This window comes from Streptomyces sp. NPDC005863 (assembly GCF_042871345.1).
Lineage (GTDB): Bacteria > Actinomycetota > Actinomycetes > Streptomycetales > Streptomycetaceae > Streptomyces.
The window spans coordinates 123,750-139,102 of record NZ_JBIAII010000004.1 but is presented as its reverse complement, the minus strand read 5'-3'; the positions used below and the strand labels follow the sequence as shown (position 1 = coordinate 139,102).

Below are 15,353 nucleotides of genomic sequence, written 5' to 3'. Positions count from 1 at the left end.
GCCTCCCCCGTTGCACGCGGTCGACGCAGCCGTAACGGATTCGCTCAAGGGACCACCCCTTCACCCGTGCGGCGGTGACCTTGGCCCGACAGGTGTGGCTTCGGCGTTTCCGGCTATACGCGGAAGTCCGGAGGGCGTGACTCCTTACCGAGAAGGGGAAGTGATCCACATTCTTCACGCGTCAGTGGAACTGCATGCGGAGACGGTGCAAGTGGCAGGGCAGCACACGATTCGCCTGGCGGGCGAGATAGATCTGGGGACCGTCGGCGCCCTGTACGAAGCTGTCCGCGCCTGCCTTGATGCTCATCCCGATCGGATTCTGATCACCATGGCCGAGGTGACCTTCTGCGACTGCGTCGGCGTCCGCGCGCTGCTGCAGGCCCGCCTGGAGACCCTGCGCAACGGCGCCGCCTTCCTCCTCCGCGGCCCGCTCCATCCCTCTGTGGCCCGGGTGTTCGAGTACACCCGAGCCTCGGCTCCACTCGGCGTTCAGCTCTGACGCACTGCGGTCGGCGTAGGCGGTGTAGGCGGTGTCCAGATCATGGAAGTGCAGGCGAACCACAGTGCCCTGGCGACAAGTGCACGGAGGTGCGCATGGGCCGCGGGCAATTCTCGTGGGAACGCGTCGAGGGGCTCTGGTGCCATACGGCACCAGAGCCCCTGGGGATTTGAACACCATCTGCCGGCTTACTGCTGCGCCGGCGTTCTCTTTCCGCTCGCCCTCTCGGAAGAGGGGGATGTATGCGGGGATCGCTTGTGCGTAACCGTGGGACCACCTTCCGTTCTGGGGCCTGCGGCACCCGGACCGACTACGTTCTCGCCCGGGCGATCCTGATGGCGTCTGCCTCCTTCTCTTCTTCCTGTCTTCTTCCTGATCCTGCACCTGCTGGTTCCTGCGTACTGGCGGCCCCGTTGAGCCGCCCGGCCCGGCAGTCAGTGAAGGGACCCCGAGATCCTTTCGGCCCCGCCACTCCACCGCCGTGCCACTACCTACTGGTCCTGCATGCACGGCAGTTCATGTCTGCCGCGCCTTCTCGATCTCCTGGCTACGGGTAAGACGTTAGCCACCATGATCCCAGATGTCTACCATCGCCGTGACACATTTTCTGCGTGTCACGATGGCGGTGTTCTACTGCTCACGGATGCCGGAAATTTGTCACCCGGGTGGGTGGTCCATGAGTGGGCGCAGGCGGAGGAGGGCATGTGACCCGGCACTGCAAAGGGCCTCTCACGCCGTTGACCGCGAAACCGACGGGGCTACCGGCAGGCCTGTCTGTCGGCCCGGAAAAGTTTGCATGTGAAAGATGGTGCGAACGAGAATAAGTTCGTCAGACAGGGCACGTTGACTGTGGACCGTTTCAGGAAGCGCCGCGTGGGGCGGGTGAGAACGTCCTGAAGGGAATGGGCACCTGTTCAATGGGAGTGACGGCCACATGGACCGCGCGGCATCGTCGGACGAATCCCTGAATGTGCTTGCCCGGCAGGTGTCTGAACACGCGGAAGCCCTGGTGGAGGTCTGGAGCGAGGCCGCCAAGGCAGCCGATCCCCGGCTGTCGAGTTTGCAGCTGCAGGCCCTGCTGATCACCCACCGGTGTCCGGGGATCAATCTCACCGGAATGGCGGAGAGGGTGGGCGCCGCTCCCCCCACGGTCAGCAGGCTCTGCGACAGGCTGGAGGCGGCGGGGCTGCTCATGCGCCACCGTGCCACGACCAATCGCCGGGAAATCGGGCTGACGCTGACCGCGCGCGGCCGCGAAATGCTGGACGCTCTGTCCGAGCGCCGTTTCCGGGCCATCCGCAGCGTGCTTCAGCACGTCCCGGCGGCGCAGCGTGAGGCGCTGGTGGCGGGTCTGCGATCGTTCACCGACGCCACGGGGGCGGTTGACGCCACGGACATGGGGCGCTGAGTTCGCTACCGGGGTCGGCCCGGAGGGCCCGTTCGCCGAAGACACTCGTATCCGCCCCTTGGTCCGCCCCTTGGTCAGCGTGGACGCCGCTGCTCACGTGCGCTGGCGGTGAGGATGGTCAGCAGGGTCGCCTGGATACGGTTGCCCTGGCCGTCGGTGACCGTGGTGGTCAGCGAGCCATCGGTGCCGCAGCCTCCTTCGAGTCAGCATGGTGCCATCCGCCTGGCGCAACTGCTCATTCTGCTCTTCGAGTTGGACGTACAGGGCCAGGGCGCCGCCGTTGGTCTCGGTCAGTTCGTGCTTGAGGTGGCGGTGCTCGGCCATGAGGGAGTCGGCGCGTGGGCGTCTGCGCCTTGGGTTCGGTTCTTGGGTGCGGGGCCGCGGGGGTATGTGCGTACTCGCCATCCACTGTTCGCCACGCCTCGCGGACAATTTTGCTACAGCGCGCTCGGTGCTCCGTGCGCACATACCCTCACGTCCCCTCCCGTCTCGTACGCGGGTGCGGCCCGGTGGTCCCTCTCGTCCCGGGTGTGGGTGGGCGGGTGCCGCCGAGGTTGTTAATCGGCCTCCGGTGTGGGGGCGTTGGGGGAATCTGCGGGCCGGAGGGCCGAAGGTGTGGGCCTGCCCTTTGATGCGGGGGATACGGGCACGTCCGCGACCGGCAGGACGAGGCGGGAGCGGACCTTGGCGGGCCTGGTCCGGGAGCGAGCCGGGCAGTCCGCATTGTTCGACCGGCTAGCGGGCCGCGGCGGCGGCCAGGTGCACCGCGCTCGAGTGATCGATGCGCACGGAGACCGCCCGGGTAGCGGTCAGCGTCACTGGTCGGTCCACCGGGTGGCGGTCACGGTCGTGCCCTTTCCCGCCTCGGAGTGCACCGAGAAGTCGTGCATCAACCGGCGCGTGCCGCCGAGCCCGTGGCCCAGTCCGGCACCGGTGGTGAACCCGTCGGCGAGGGCAGCCTCGACGTCCGGGATGCCGGGACCGGCGTCGCTTATGGTCAGGCGCAGCCCCGTACCGCCTTTGCGGCCGAGGTATTCGATGGTGAGGTTTCCTCCGCCGCCGTGGATGTAGGCGTTGCGGGCCAATTCGCTGGCCGCGGTCACGATCCGGGTCTGATCGATGAGCCCAAAACCCGCCCTCACCGTGGCCGCGCGAACGGCGTGCCGGATCGTCAGAAGATCCTCTTCCGTGCTCAGGGTGTGGCGCTCGGGCGCCTGCTTCTGGTGGTGTGGCTGCGCGGGAGTCTGGTGCTGAAGCTGTGCGGGAGCTAGGTTCCCCTCCCCTGCCCACGGAGTGTTGGTGGAGGTGGTGCGGTCAGCGAGTCGGATCATGTCGTGCCCCTTTCAGGGGGCTGCGGGCGCTGGTGCCACCCGAGAGCCGCCATGCCCTGTTCGGCATTCAGGGCATGCGGGCGCTGGTGCCACCCGAGAGCCGCCATGCCCTGTTCGGCATTCAGGGCCGTTTCGACGCCGTCGAGTCCAATACCGAGCTCCACCAGCGTGATGGCCACCGCCGGCCGCAGACCGGCCACGATGACCCTGGCCCCCAACAGGCGTGCCATGGACGTCATTTCCATCAGGATGCGCGCCACGAAGGAGTCGACCATCTCCAGACGTGAGATGTCGATCAGGACACCGCGAGCTCCTTCCGCCGATATGCGGTGCGTCAGCTCGTCCGTGAAGGCCGGAGCGGACTCGTCGTCGAGCTCGTTCAGCAGCCCGGTGACCAGGACATCACCCAAGGGCCGGCTCCGACGTCAGTCTGATCGCCTCGGACAGCGCGTCGGCAAGACTGGCGCGCGTGAGGATCTTCGACAGGTCGATGCCCAGCTGCGCGATGGTCAGCGCGATCTGCGGGCGGATGCCGCTGATGACGCAGTCCGCGCCCATCAGCCGTACGGCGTTGACCGTCTGCATCAAGTGCTGGGCCACCACCGTGTCCACGGTCGGCACACCGGTGATGTCGATGATCGCGGCCTGCGCCTCGTGTTCCTGTATCGCCCGCAGCAGGTTCTCCATGACCACCTGAGTACGCCCGGTGTCGAGGGTGCCGATCAGCGGGACCGCCAGGATGTGCCGCCACAGTCGCACCACCGGTGTCGACAGTTCGAGCAGCTGCCGGCTCTGCCGACGGATGATGTCTTCCCGGCCCTCGACATACGTGTCGAACGACAGCACCCCGGCCGCGTCCAGCAATCGGTTGACCAACAAGGCCGCCTCGAACAGTTCGTCCGCATCGCCGGTCGCGCTCTGCACCACCTCCAGCACCGCCTCCTTGAGGAGGAGAACGGCCAACGAGGTCGCCGTCGGCGTGGCACCGCACCGTGCCCGGCGCAGCGACAGATCAACCACCGCTCGGCGCAGCGCCTCATGCGAGGTGACCACCTGGGACACGGGAAGGTCGGCCTCAAGGCCCGCGACCAGAGCCGTGATCAGCTCGTCGGACTCCTCCCGCAGCTCCCGCTCGCCAACGCCCGCCCTCAGCTCGTCCTGCGCGAGTTGCAGCTCCACCCATCGGTCGCCCACCGTTTCAGCGTTCGCCCGCAACGCCTTCGCCACACGTCGGCGCACCATGGCTTCGCTGATACCCACCCGGATCCCTCTCGTCGGCCCCGCACGTGCGGGCGGCGGGCCCAGTGCGCGATGTCGTACGTCGCACTTGCTCACCGCACGCCAATTGTTGTCGCGTGGCAAATATACGCACGGGTGAGTCGAACTCGAAAGGTCCGCCCTCCGGTCCGCCCACCCGAACGAGCCGGACCTGCCGACATTCCGGGGCACTCTGATACACGGTCAGAGTGCGGCGCTACACGGTCAGAGTGCGGCACCTCGTAACCCCGGTGGGACCCGAAGAGAGCAGCCGGCGCGGGGGCGGCCGCCACAGGAGGCGCCGAGGCCGGCCGTCAACTACCGCGTCGGCCAGGGACGCCGCGCGGCGAGAGGACAGGCCGGGGCATGGCATCATCCGCGCGCATGGAACTCTTTTCGCTGGAGCTGGCCGTTCATCGCCTGCGCGACGCCCAAGCAGCACTGGATGCCGCGCGGGCCGACACCGAAATGGAGGCGGTCGCCGCCCTGCGCCGCGGGGGCGCCGTGGACGCCATCTGCGAACTGTCCGGCCTGAACCCGCACGACCTGCTACGCCTGGAAAAGGTGACCGGCCCGATCCCGGCGAGCTGAACCCGACGGAACGACGCACGCCGGAGTCCACAGGCGAGGGTTCGCGGAGTCGAGCGCATGAGCGATTCTGTTTCCGCGGGGAAAACCTTGCCGTTTGACAACAATACCGTCAGGCCGCAATCTAGACGCGGGCTCACGGTCGACGTGCGCATGGGATCCCCAGCGGAGGACTGAGAACGGTGAACCTATTGGGGCACCGCCCACCCGGCGGCGTCAAGCGCTGCCCGCCACCTCGCCGCGTTCGGAACCTGCGTCGCCCTTCCCGCGCAGCACCGCCGTACGGAAGCAGGCCAGCCCTTGCGCGAAGGCCGCCTGTTCGGCAGGCGTCATGGTGGCCACCACCTCGGCCAGCGAGGCCTCGCGACGCGCCCTCAGCTCCCTGAGGTAGCGTGCACCCCTACCCGACAGGCGCAGTTCCACCTCCCTTCGACTAGCCGAACTAGCGGCCCGCTCGATGAGATCGAGGGCGTGGAGCCGGTCGCACATGCGGCTCACCGACGAGGGGGCCGAACCCAGTTCTTCGCCCAGGGCGCGCAGATTGATTCCGTCATTGTCCGCAAGGACGTACAGCACCCGCAGCTGAGAGGGCGAGACGGGAGAGGTCGGTGCCAGGTCCCGCCGCTGGCCCCACAGCACCTCGAGCACTTCGAGGGCTTCGCGGGCCGTGAAGGCGGCCATCCCCTGACCGCTGGTCGCGCCGCCGCCGGAGGATCCGCTCTCAACAGTCACGGTCTTCAACCGTCTTGGCAGTCGCTGAGGCACAAAACGACCCTCCCGCTCCTCTGCATTTTCATTTCCCGAATAGGCGGTACCTGAACGGTGGACAGATTCACGGCTGCGGAACGCGCGCTGCGCCAAGCGGCGCCGCACGCTCTGCTGCAGGCGGTGCAGGGCGCCCTTGCCACCCACTACGGAGCCGTCTCCGTCGACCTGCTCATGGCCGACTACGCGATGACCATACTGCAACCGGTCAGCGAGCTTCCCTACACCGCCGAACCGATTTCTGTCCACAACAGCTCACCAGGGCGAGCGTTCGGCGCCCAGCAACCCTACGTGGTGACCGACGACCGGGGCGGCCGGCTGACCGCCCATCTGCCCATCAGCGTGCGCGGGGACCGCATCGGCGTCCTCTCCGTGGTCCTGCCGCAGGAGGTCTACGACACCGCGGCGGAGGAGGAACTCGCCAACGTCGCCGAAGTGCTCGGCCACGAGATCGTCGTCGGCGAGCGTGACACCGACGTCTACCTCCAGGCGCGGCGCGCCAACCGTCTGACCCTGGCCGCCGAGATGCAGTGGCAGTTGCTGCCCGGCAGGTCCTGCTCCCGTCCGGAATACGACATCGGTGCCCAGCTGGAACCCGCCTACGCGATCTACGGCGACAACTTCGACTGGTCCACCTCGGCCGATCACCTCACCCTCGTCGTCACCAACGGCATGGGCGAGGGGATCGAGGCGGCCCTCCTCACCAATCTGGCCGTCAACGCCCTGCGCAACGCCCGCCGTGCCGGACTGTCCCTGTCCGACCAGGCGGTCCTGGCCGACCAGGCCCTTTACGGCCACTACCACGGAGACGTATACCTCTCCACGCTGCTGCTCCGCTTCGATCTCGACACCGGGCAGACACAGATCGTCGACGCCGGATCTCCCCAGATGTGGCGGCTGCGGCAGGGGAAGTGCGAGCTGATCCAACCTGAGGCACAGATGCCGCTGGGCATGTTCGAGGACACCCCTTATACGACCGAGCCCTTCCAGATGGAGCCGGGAGACCGCCTCATCTTCATCAGCGACGGCGTCTACGACGTCGTCTCCCCCGCGGGAGAGCGTTACAGCGAGAAGGCCCTGATGCGGGCCCTCGCCAGCACCCGTCTCCTGCCCGCCTCCCAGGTACCGCGCGCCGTGCTGCAGGAACTCGCAGGGCACCGGGGTCCCATCGACGCCGACGACGACGCCATGGTCGTCTGCCTCGACTGGCGCGGCCGCCAGCCGCAGGACTGAACCGCAGACCCGCCTCTCCGCCTGAGCTCCCGGCCGTCCCCTTCCCCCGTACGGGTGGATCGGGCGGTCCCGTACGGCTTGTACGGGTCCATGTCGGCGGGGGCTCGGCATCGTGGCGGGCGGTACTCGCGGACCCGCGCACATCCAGGAGGCATCATGCTCGGCACCGACTTCCGCACCGGATCGCCCAACTGGCTCGACCTCGGCAGCCCCGACACGGACGCGGCCGCCGCGTTCTACGGCCGGGTCTTCGGCTGGGAGTTCGCCTCCGCCGGACCCGAGGCGGGCGGCTACGGCTTCTTCCGCGTCGGCGGCAAGACCGTCGCCGCGCTCGGCCCGCTCAACGAGGAGGGCGCGCGGTCCGCCTGGATGGTCCACTTCCAGAGCCCGGACGCCGATGCCACCGCGCGGGCCGTCCGCGAGGGCGGCGGGACGGTGCGGATGGAGCCCATGGACGTGATGGGCGAGGGCCGGCTCGCGCAGTTCACCGACCCGCAGGGCGCCGAGTTCGCGATCTGGCAGCCCGCGAAGACCGGCGGCCTGGAGGTGGCCTCCGAGGAGAACACGCTGGTGTGGGTGGAGCTCCACGTACCGGACTCGGACGCGGACATCGCCTTCTACACCGGCGTCTTCGGGTGGCGGCACTCCGAGATGCAGGCGCCCGGCATGCGGTACCGGGTGCTCAGCGTCGCGGACGGCGACCAGGAGGAGGGCTCCTTCGGCGGTGTCGCGCAGGAGGAGGGTGCCGACGGGACGTCGAGGTGGGTGCCATACTTCCGGGTGGCGGACGTCGACGCCACCGTCGCCGCGGTTCAGGACGGCGGCGGAAGCGTGGTCGTGCCGGCGGCGGACGTCCCGCAGGTCGGGCGGATCGCCTGGGCCGCGGACCCCGCCGGGGCGGTCTTCGCGCTGCTGAGGCCGGACCCGCGGATGTGACGGTGGCGGAGGGGGCGCCGACGTGGAGCTTCGGCGCGGGGCCCAGTCGCGGGGCGCGGGGCTTGGACGCGGGGCTCAGTCTCGGAGCGCGGGGCTTGGACGCGGGGCGCGGGGCTCGGGGCTCGGTCGCGGAGTGCGGCGCTCACGCGGCGGCCGTGTCCAGCTGGTACGAGGCATTGGCCCGGCGGCCTCCCCACGCACGCACGGGCGGCCGCCCCGCGCACGCACGGGCGGGCCACCCATCCCGCGCACGGAGGGGTGGGATCCGGCCCGCCGCGGTAGGCATGCCGCGTGCAGACCTTTCTCCCGTACTCCGACTTCACACGATCCGCCGCCGTCCTGGACCGCGCCCGCCTGGGCAAACAGCGGGTCGAGGCCCTCCAGGTGCTGCGCGGTCTGACGGTGCCCGGTTACGGATGGCGGCATCACCCGGCGGTGCGCATGTGGATCGGTTATGAGGAGGCGCTGGTCCGTTACGGCCTCGACGTGTGCGCGGTCTGGGTGGCGGAGGGGCGCGGCGACACGTGTGCCACCACTCTGGTCACCGACTTCGGTCGGCATCGTCCCGGAGCCGCCGTACGCACCCAGAAGGAACTCACCGAGGACGGCGAGTTGCCTCCCTGGCTGGGGGACCCGGCCTTCCACCGCAGCCACCGGTCGGCGCTGGTGCGCAAGGCTCCGGAGATCTACTCCCCCCTCTTCCCCGACGTCCCCGGCGACCTGCCCTACGTCTGGCCGCCCTCGGACCGCGCCCCGTCGTGAGGTCGGCCCGCTGAGACTCCCCGTGCGACCGACTCGGGCGGCCGGTCCGGCGCGTCCGCTACCTGTTCGGTCTATCAGGCCGTGCCGTCGCGCCCGCCCCGTTCAAGAGTGGTCGCATGACGGAGCAGCGTTCACGACGCACCCAGGCCCCCGCGCGCCGGTCCGCCGAGCGCGGCGTCGCGGACCTGGGGGAACTGGTCCGCGAGGCCTGCCGGACGTTGAGCGACCTCATCGGGCACCCCGCCGAAGGGGTGTCCGCCGTCTGTCCGACCGAGAGCGACGGGTGGCGGGTGTGCGTGGACGTGCTCGAAGTCCCGCGCATCCCGGACACCACCAGCCTCCTGGCCACCTACGAGGTGGATCTGGACGCGCACGGCCGCCTGACGCAGTACCGCAGAGTCCGCCGCTACCGCCGCGGCTGGGCGGACAGCTGAGGCGTCACCGCGTGCGCCGTCGCCAGGACGCGTGCGCCGTCGAAAGGAGCAGGGCCCGCCATGACCACCACCTACAGCGAGGACGTCGTCGCGTGCGCACCACGCGCCGGCACCCTCTACGACGTCCTCGAGCTCATACTCGACCGCGGCATGGTGATCGACGTCTTCGTGCGCGTCTCGCTGGTCGGCATCGAGATCCTGAAGATCGACGCCCGCATCGTGATCGCGTCCGTCGACACCTATCTCCGCTTCGCCGAGGCGTGCAACCGCCTCGACCTCGAACACGACTCCCGCAGCAAGACCGTCCCCGAGCTGTTCGGCGGCGGTGGCCCCGTCGGGGCGCTCGGCAAGGCGGGCGCCAAGAGCGCGGCGCGGTCCGTGGGCGACAAGGTCAAGGACACCCTGGGCCTCGGCCCCTCCGACGACGATGACGACGACCACGACGGTGACTACGAGCGCGAGCACCGCCGGGAGCGCCAGGAGCGCGATGACTCCGGCCCCCGCCGCCGCGCCCCTTCCCGTACGCCCGCCCGCTCCCGCAGCGGATCCGGCAGTCGCGACGACAGCCGGCGGCCGCGTTCGCGACGCCGTGACGAAGACGACGAAGAGGACTGACCGTGCCCGCTCCCCCCGCCCCGTACGGCCTGTACGTGTACGCCATCGCCGGCTCCGGCACGGCCGCGCAGGCGAAGCGCTGCCGTGCCGTCGGTGACACGAACGCCTCGGTGTCCGTGGTGGACCGGGACGGTCTTGCCGCCGTCGTCAGTCCCGTGAGCGGTCGGCCGCGGGCCCGGCGCCGCGATCTGAGCGCCCACCAGGAGGTGCTCCGCGTGCTCGCCGACCACGGCGCCGTACTGCCGATGCGTTTCGGCGTGATCGCTCCCGACACCGATGCCGTCCTCGCCGGGCTGGACGCCGCGCGGCCGGCGCACCTCGCCGCGTTGGAACGGCTGGCCGGCAAGGCCGAGTGGAACCTCAAGGGCGCTCCCGTACCCGATGCCCTGCCCGATCTCCTGCGGGAGGACGCCGGCTTGCGCGCCCTGCGGGAGAGCACGCGGCGGCGGCCGGGATACGAGGCCAACGTGCGGCTCGGCGAGGCCGTGGCCGTGGGGCTGCAGCGGCGGGCCGAGCAGGCAGCCGCCGACGTCGTGGCGCAACTGCGCCCGCTGGCAGCCGAGTTCAGCGAAGGCCGGGACATCACGGGAGGCGCGCTCAACGCCTCTTTCCTCGTACCGCACACCGCCGCGACCGCCTTCCAGCGTGCCGTCGACGCGCTCGCCGACCGGCATCGGGGGCGGATCACGCTGACCCTCACCGGCCCCCTGCCCTGCTACAGCTTCGTGCCCGCCGACCCCGTCCCCACGGCTGTCTGACGTGGGACTCATCAGCGGCCTGCTCCTGCTTCCCCTGGCTCCCGTACGCGGCGTCGGCTGGGTCGCGGACCGGCTGATCGAGGCGGCGGAGGACGAGATGTACTCGCCGGATGCCGTCCGGGCCCGGCTCGCCGCTCTCAACGAAGCGTTGGACGAGGGCGAGATCGACCTCGACCACTTCGAACGCGAGGAGGAGAAGCTGCTCGATCTGTTGGAGCGGCGACCTCACCGACCGGCCTCCTGACGTCCCCGCGACGTCGTCCGTCATCGATCCATACGGGACTTCCTCATGAACGAAACCAGCAAGATCGCTCTCGGCGCCGCTGTGGCGGGCGGATACCTCCTGGGCCGTACGAAGAAGGCGAAGCTCGCCTTCGCCGTGGGCACGTACCTCGCGGGCCGGAAGTTCAGCCTCTCGCCGCAGGAACTGCTCAACCAGGGCATGCAACGGCTGCGCGACACACCGCAGTTCGCCGAGCTGACCGACCAGGTGCGGGGCGAGCTGATGGGCGCGGGGCGCTCCGCCGTGTCCGCCGCCGCGGACCGGCAGTTGGCTTCCTTCGCGGACATGCTGCACGAACGTACGCAGGCCTTGCGCTCGGGATCTGGCGGACGGGACGAGGACGAGGACGACGAGCCGGACGCGTACGCGGACGATGATGAGGACGAGGACTACGGCGACGAGGACCAGCCCGAGGGCCGGTACGACGACGGCGAGGACGACTACGGGCCGGAAGATTCGGACGAAGACGAAGACGAAGACAACGCGGAAGACGAGGACGAGGATGACGACGCCGAGCGGGGCGTGACCTCGTCGAGGGGTCGTCAGCCCTCGCGCAGGCATGGCCGCACCCGTGACCGCGGCGAGCGCACGCGTCGGGAGCCGGACCGTCAGGCGTCGTCGCGCCGGGACACGGGCCGGGAACGTTCGGCCGCCCGCTCCGCGACGAAGCGGGGCGCGGCCAAGAGGACCGCGTCGAAGAAGTCGGCGTCGGGCAAGACCGGCAGGACGGGCAGGTCGGGCCGGCAGGCGTCCGGCCGCTCGTCGCCGTCCGGTCGAGCGGGCGAGGCGGAACCGTCGGGCGCGGCCCGCGGAGGTTCCGGTGCCGGCAGATCCGCCTCCGATCGCCGCCCTGCCGCGAAGAGGTCCTCCCCGCCGGCCAAGAAGTCCGCCCCGGCGACCAAGAAGTCCTCGCCCTCGGCGAAGAAGACCAGCCCTTCCAAGTCGACGGCGAAGAAGGCCGCGTCGGCGAAGAAAGCGACACCCGCGAAGAAGGCGGCACCGGCCAAGAAGGCGGCACCGGCCAGGAAGGCCGCACCGGCGAAAAAGGCCCCGGCCAAGAAGGCCGCCGCGAAGACGACCGCGGCGAGCAGGACGGCTTCGGCAAAGAAGACCGCGGCGAGCAAGAAGGCCGCTCCCAGCAAGAAGAGCGCCGCCAAGAAGAGCACCACGAAGAAGACCGCGACGCGGAAGACCGCACCGAGCAAGAAGACCACCCAGGCGAAGAAGACCACCGCAAAGAAGACCACCGCGAGGAAGACCGGCGCCGGCAAGAAGGCCGCCGGGAAGTCGACGCCGCGTTCGAGGCAGAGGAGCTGACCGGCCATGGCCGAACGGAAACACAGCGCCGGGAACGGCAAGAAGGGCGGCGGCCGGCAGGGCGGAGGTGACGGCGAATCCGGGATGGACCGGCTCCGCAGCGAGTTCACGGAATTCCTCGGCGCTCAGGCCCAGCACCTGTCGGACCGGGCGGGCGACGCGTTGGGCGGCCTCACCGACAAGCTGCAGGACGCCGCCGAGAACGGCGGCACGCTGTCGCGCGTGGGAGCCCGGGCCGCGAAGGGCGAGTCGCCGGTGAAGGCGGCCCTGGCCGAGAAGGCCAAGGACGTCAAGGACAGTGTCGTCGGCAAGGCGAAGGACCTGTTCTCGTCGGGCGGTGGCGGCGGAGGCGGTGACGCCAAGGTCACCAACATCGTCGAAACCGTCGACGTGGGCGTCCCGTTGCGCACCGCGTACGACCACTGGACGCAGTTCGAGGAGTTCAGCGGCTTCACCAAGGGCGTCAAGAGCGTCTCCACGTCGGATGAGGTCAGCTCCGACTGGAAGCTGAAGGTCGGCCCCTCCAACCGGAGTTGGAAGGCCACGGTGCAGGAGCAGCTGCCCGACGACAGGATCGTCTGGTCGTCCGAGGGCAGCAAGGGCAGCACCCGCGGTGCCGTCAGTTTCCACGAACTCGGCCCGACGCTGACCCGCATCGTCCTGATCGTCGAGTACTACCCGGCCGGCTTCTTCGAGAAGACCGGCAATCTGTGGCGCGCTCAGGGCCGTCGCCTTCGGCTCGACCTCAAGCACTTCGCCCGTTACGTGACGTTGAACGCGGACGAGGAAGTGGAGGGCTGGCGCGGGGAGATCCGCGACGGTGAGGTCGTCCGGTCCCACGAGGAGGGCCTGGAGGACGACGACAACGACAACAACGACGGCGACAGCGGCGGCGGCCGCGAGGACGAGGACGACTACGCGGAGGACGACGACGAAGGGGACGAGGACCGCGACGCCGAGGAGGGCGAGAGCGACGAGCCGGAGGACGAGGACTATCCGGAGGACGAGGACGAAGAAGCGGACGACGACGCAGCCGAGGACGACGCGTACGAGGACGACGACGAGCGGGACCGTCCCCGTACGCGCCGGAGGCGGTGACCGGCTGCCATGAGCGATCTCGACACCTGGCGCACCCCGCAGGCGCCGCACGCGGTGGGCCCCGCCGACGGCAGTCTCGCGGACATCCTCGAACGCGTGCTTGACAAGGGCATCGTCATCGCCGGTGACATCAAGATCGACCTGCTGGACATCGAGCTGCTCACCATCCGGGTACGGCTGTTCATCGCCTCCGTCGACACCGCGCGCAAGGCCGGCATCGATTGGTGGGAGACGGACCCGGCGCTCTCGTCGCGCGCCGCCCGCGACGACCTCCGCGAGGAGAACCGCCGTCTGCGCGACCGGCTGGACGAACTGGACCCGGCCGGCGACCACGCGGACCGCAAGGACCGCGAGCTGCGCCAGGACCACCAACCCCACCAGGACCATGGCTCCCGTCAGGACCGCGACTCCCGACAGGACCGGACGAAGGAGACTCCCCGCTGATGACCGACACGACGACCGCCCCGCACGCCGTGTGCGTGTTCGCCGTCCGCCGGGGCCGCGGCCCGGACCTCCCCCCGGCGCTGTCGGGCCACGAGGGCGGCGGTCCCCTGCGCCTCATGCCGGTGGGCGCGCTGTGGTCCGTGGTCCAGGACGTTCCGTCGGACACGTACTCGGAGGAATCACTGCACGGGCGGCTGTCCGAGCCGGCGACCCTGGAACGCTGCGTGCGCGCCCACCACGCCGTGGTCACCGCGTTCGCCGCGCGGGGAGCGGCGATCCCGCTTCCGCTGGCGACGCTCTTCCACTCGCAGGAACGGGCCCGGACCGCTCTGCTGGCGCACGCACCCCGCTTCGAACGCGGTCTGGCCCGGATCGCGGGCCGTGCGGAGTGGGCGGTGAAGGTCAACCTGCTCGCGACCTCGGCCCCTGCACCGGAGCCCACACCGGCTCCGACCCCGACTCCCGCCACCGGCCGCGCCTACCTGAACCGTCTCCGTGAGCGCGGTCAGGCACGGGAGCAGCGCAGGGAACGGGCCGTACAGGCAGCCGAGTTGCTCGACCGCGCGGTCCTCTCCCTCGCCGACGCCACCGTACGAAGGCGGCCGCACAGCGCCGAGGTCACCGGCCGCGACCGCGCCCAGATCATGAACGCCGCCTACCTGGTCCCCGAGGACCGCGCCGCCGAACTCCTGGCACTGGTGGAGCAGTTGCGGGCGGCGCCCGAGTTCCAGGACTCCGAGGTCGAGGTCACGGGCCCGTGGGTGCCGTACTCGTTCGTGGACGCCGCCTCCTTCACAGAGGTCGCGAGCAGTCCGGGCGACCGCCCGCCAGCCACTGCGGAGCCGCGCGACCGTGGCCCGCACGAGACCGTCCCACAGGATGCCGCGGGGAGTCGCGCATGAGCCCGCACACGACCGCCGAACCCGTCTCCTGGCAGGGACCGGACAGCGGCGCCCCCATCGGCGTCCCCCTGGTCGACCTCCTCGACCGGGTCCTCGGCACCGGCGTGGTGGTCAGCGGCGACCTGGTCATCGCCATCGCCGAGGTCCCCCTCGTACGCATCTCGCTGCACGCCCTGCTGGCGTCGGTGAGCGAGCGCGTTCCCGCGCCGTGGGCGGACGGGGGCCCGCTGTGACCCGTACCGCGCGCCTGGACCTCGATGCCGAGGAGGTCGGGCGTGACCTGGCCTCGCTCGTCCTGACCGTCGTCGAACTGCTCCGTCAGCTGATGGAGCGCCAGGCGGTCCGCCGGTTCGACGCGGGCGACCTCACCGCCGAACAGGAGGAGCGGGTCGGCACCGCGCTCATGCTCCTGGACGAGCGCATGACGGAGCTCTGCGAGCGCCACGGCCTGCGCCGCGAGGACCTGAACCTCGATCTGGGACCGCTCGGTTCACTCCTGCCGTACGACTGACCTGCGCGACGGCGTGATCCACCAGAGTCCCCTTCACTCATTTGGATGATGATGGGGCTTTTGCGTGCGCGACGTCGGCGGAATCCGGGACACTGGACGGGATCCGCTGTGCGTACAGGGGCCGGGGGGCCGAGACATGGTGCGAGTGGTCGCCGTCGGCGACGAGTCTCCGACGCTGCTGGTACGCGATGCCTCCAGCGTCGTACGAGACA

20 protein-coding genes are annotated in these 15,353 nt (G+C 70.0%); 16 read left to right on the top strand and 4 right to left on the bottom strand.

The window, feature by feature from the left end; all coding sequences use genetic code 11:
- Positions 1-160: 160 nt before the first annotated feature.
- Together ACFYO9_RS16900 and ACFYO9_RS16895 are read left to right on the top strand one after the other, a co-directional pair.
- On the top strand, positions 161-499 hold the full coding sequence (locus ACFYO9_RS16900; RefSeq protein ID WP_358775726.1) for an STAS domain-containing protein: 339 nt from the start codon (positions 161-163) through the stop codon (positions 497-499).
- A 934-nt stretch (positions 500-1,433) separates the two neighbouring features.
- Positions 1,434-1,907: a MarR family transcriptional regulator gene (locus ACFYO9_RS16895; RefSeq protein WP_358775724.1), complete on the top strand. Its 474-nt coding sequence runs from the start codon at positions 1,434-1,436 to the stop codon at positions 1,905-1,907.
- Between the two features lie 815 nt (positions 1,908-2,722).
- Here the strand turns inward: ACFYO9_RS16895 and ACFYO9_RS16890 are convergent.
- From ACFYO9_RS16890 to ACFYO9_RS16880, 3 genes are read right to left on the bottom strand one after another with little or no spacing between them, the layout of a single operon-like run.
- On the bottom strand, positions 2,723-3,238 hold the full coding sequence (locus ACFYO9_RS16890) for an anti-sigma regulatory factor (protein WP_358775722.1): 516 nt from the start codon (positions 3,236-3,238) through the stop codon (positions 2,723-2,725).
- On the bottom strand, positions 3,235-3,648 hold the full coding sequence (locus tag ACFYO9_RS16885; RefSeq protein ID WP_358775720.1) for an STAS domain-containing protein: 414 nt from the start codon (positions 3,646-3,648) through the stop codon (positions 3,235-3,237). Before ACFYO9_RS16885 ends, ACFYO9_RS16890 begins: the two co-directional genes overlap by 4 nt.
- The gene (locus ACFYO9_RS16880) at positions 3,641-4,498 is read right to left on the bottom strand and encodes an STAS domain-containing protein (RefSeq protein ID WP_358775718.1); all 858 of its coding nucleotides are present in this window, start codon (positions 4,496-4,498) and stop codon (positions 3,641-3,643) included. The genes ACFYO9_RS16885 and ACFYO9_RS16880 overlap by 8 nt, the downstream gene beginning before the upstream one ends.
- A gap of 381 nt (positions 4,499-4,879) precedes the next feature.
- Here ACFYO9_RS16880 and ACFYO9_RS16875 point away from each other — a divergent pair, with 381 nt between their 5' ends.
- A complete protein-coding gene (locus ACFYO9_RS16875; protein ID WP_355809644.1) occupies positions 4,880-5,086 on the top strand; it encodes a hypothetical protein in 207 nt (68 codons plus the stop codon).
- A 213-nt stretch (positions 5,087-5,299) separates the two neighbouring features.
- Here the strand turns inward: ACFYO9_RS16875 and ACFYO9_RS16870 are convergent, their stop codons facing one another.
- Positions 5,300-5,815 carry a MarR family winged helix-turn-helix transcriptional regulator gene (locus ACFYO9_RS16870; protein ID WP_388666384.1) on the bottom strand — a complete coding sequence of 172 codons (516 nt, stop codon included), beginning with the start codon at positions 5,813-5,815 and terminating at the stop codon, positions 5,300-5,302.
- A 90-nt stretch (positions 5,816-5,905) separates the two neighbouring features.
- Here ACFYO9_RS16870 and ACFYO9_RS16865 point away from each other — a divergent pair, with 90 nt between their 5' ends.
- From ACFYO9_RS16865 to ACFYO9_RS16805, 13 genes are all read left to right on the top strand, one after another.
- On the top strand, positions 5,906-7,081 hold the full coding sequence (locus ACFYO9_RS16865; RefSeq protein ID WP_358775716.1) for a PP2C family protein-serine/threonine phosphatase: 1,176 nt from the start codon (positions 5,906-5,908) through the stop codon (positions 7,079-7,081).
- A gap of 156 nt (positions 7,082-7,237) precedes the next feature.
- Positions 7,238-8,017, top strand: a complete 780-nt coding sequence (locus tag ACFYO9_RS16860; RefSeq protein ID WP_358709248.1) for a VOC family protein — start codon at positions 7,238-7,240, stop codon at positions 8,015-8,017.
- Between the two features lie 291 nt (positions 8,018-8,308).
- Complete coding sequence (locus tag ACFYO9_RS16855) at positions 8,309-8,779, top strand: MSMEG_6728 family protein (protein WP_358775714.1); 471 nt, start codon at positions 8,309-8,311, stop codon at positions 8,777-8,779.
- Positions 8,780-8,895: 116 nt separating this feature from the next.
- On the top strand, positions 8,896-9,213 hold the full coding sequence (locus tag ACFYO9_RS16850; protein ID WP_358775712.1) for a gas vesicle protein: 318 nt from the start codon (positions 8,896-8,898) through the stop codon (positions 9,211-9,213).
- Between the two features lie 60 nt (positions 9,214-9,273).
- Complete coding sequence (gvpJ, locus tag ACFYO9_RS16845) at positions 9,274-9,828, top strand: gas vesicle protein GvpJ (RefSeq protein ID WP_355809657.1); 555 nt, start codon at positions 9,274-9,276, stop codon at positions 9,826-9,828.
- Between the two features lie 2 nt (positions 9,829-9,830).
- Positions 9,831-10,586 (top strand): GvpL/GvpF family gas vesicle protein, encoded by a 756-nt coding sequence (locus tag ACFYO9_RS16840; protein WP_358775710.1) that lies wholly within the window; start codon positions 9,831-9,833, stop codon positions 10,584-10,586.
- A gap of 1 nt (position 10,587) precedes the next feature.
- A complete protein-coding gene (locus tag ACFYO9_RS16835) occupies positions 10,588-10,830 on the top strand; it encodes a gas vesicle protein GvpG (RefSeq protein ID WP_355809663.1) in 243 nt (80 codons plus the stop codon).
- 45 nt (positions 10,831-10,875) lie between these two features.
- A complete protein-coding gene (locus tag ACFYO9_RS16830; RefSeq protein WP_358775708.1) occupies positions 10,876-12,186 on the top strand; it encodes a histone protein in 1,311 nt (436 codons plus the stop codon).
- 6 nt (positions 12,187-12,192) lie between these two features.
- Positions 12,193-13,284 carry an SRPBCC family protein gene (locus ACFYO9_RS16825; protein WP_388666381.1) on the top strand — a complete coding sequence of 364 codons (1,092 nt, stop codon included), beginning with the start codon at positions 12,193-12,195 and terminating at the stop codon, positions 13,282-13,284.
- A gap of 9 nt (positions 13,285-13,293) precedes the next feature.
- Positions 13,294-13,728 carry a gas vesicle protein gene (locus tag ACFYO9_RS16820; RefSeq protein WP_358775706.1) on the top strand — a complete coding sequence of 145 codons (435 nt, stop codon included), beginning with the start codon at positions 13,294-13,296 and terminating at the stop codon, positions 13,726-13,728.
- Positions 13,728-14,630 (top strand): GvpL/GvpF family gas vesicle protein, encoded by a 903-nt coding sequence (locus ACFYO9_RS16815; RefSeq protein WP_358775704.1) that lies wholly within the window; start codon positions 13,728-13,730, stop codon positions 14,628-14,630. The genes ACFYO9_RS16820 and ACFYO9_RS16815 overlap by 1 nt, the downstream gene beginning before the upstream one ends.
- Positions 14,627-14,863, top strand: coding sequence for a gas vesicle protein (locus ACFYO9_RS16810; protein ID WP_355809674.1), 237 nt, complete (start codon positions 14,627-14,629; stop codon positions 14,861-14,863). The genes ACFYO9_RS16815 and ACFYO9_RS16810 overlap by 4 nt, the downstream gene beginning before the upstream one ends.
- On the top strand, positions 14,860-15,141 hold the full coding sequence (locus ACFYO9_RS16805; protein ID WP_358775702.1) for a gas vesicle protein K: 282 nt from the start codon (positions 14,860-14,862) through the stop codon (positions 15,139-15,141). Before ACFYO9_RS16810 ends, ACFYO9_RS16805 begins: the two co-directional genes overlap by 4 nt.
- Positions 15,142-15,353 lie beyond the last annotated feature (212 nt).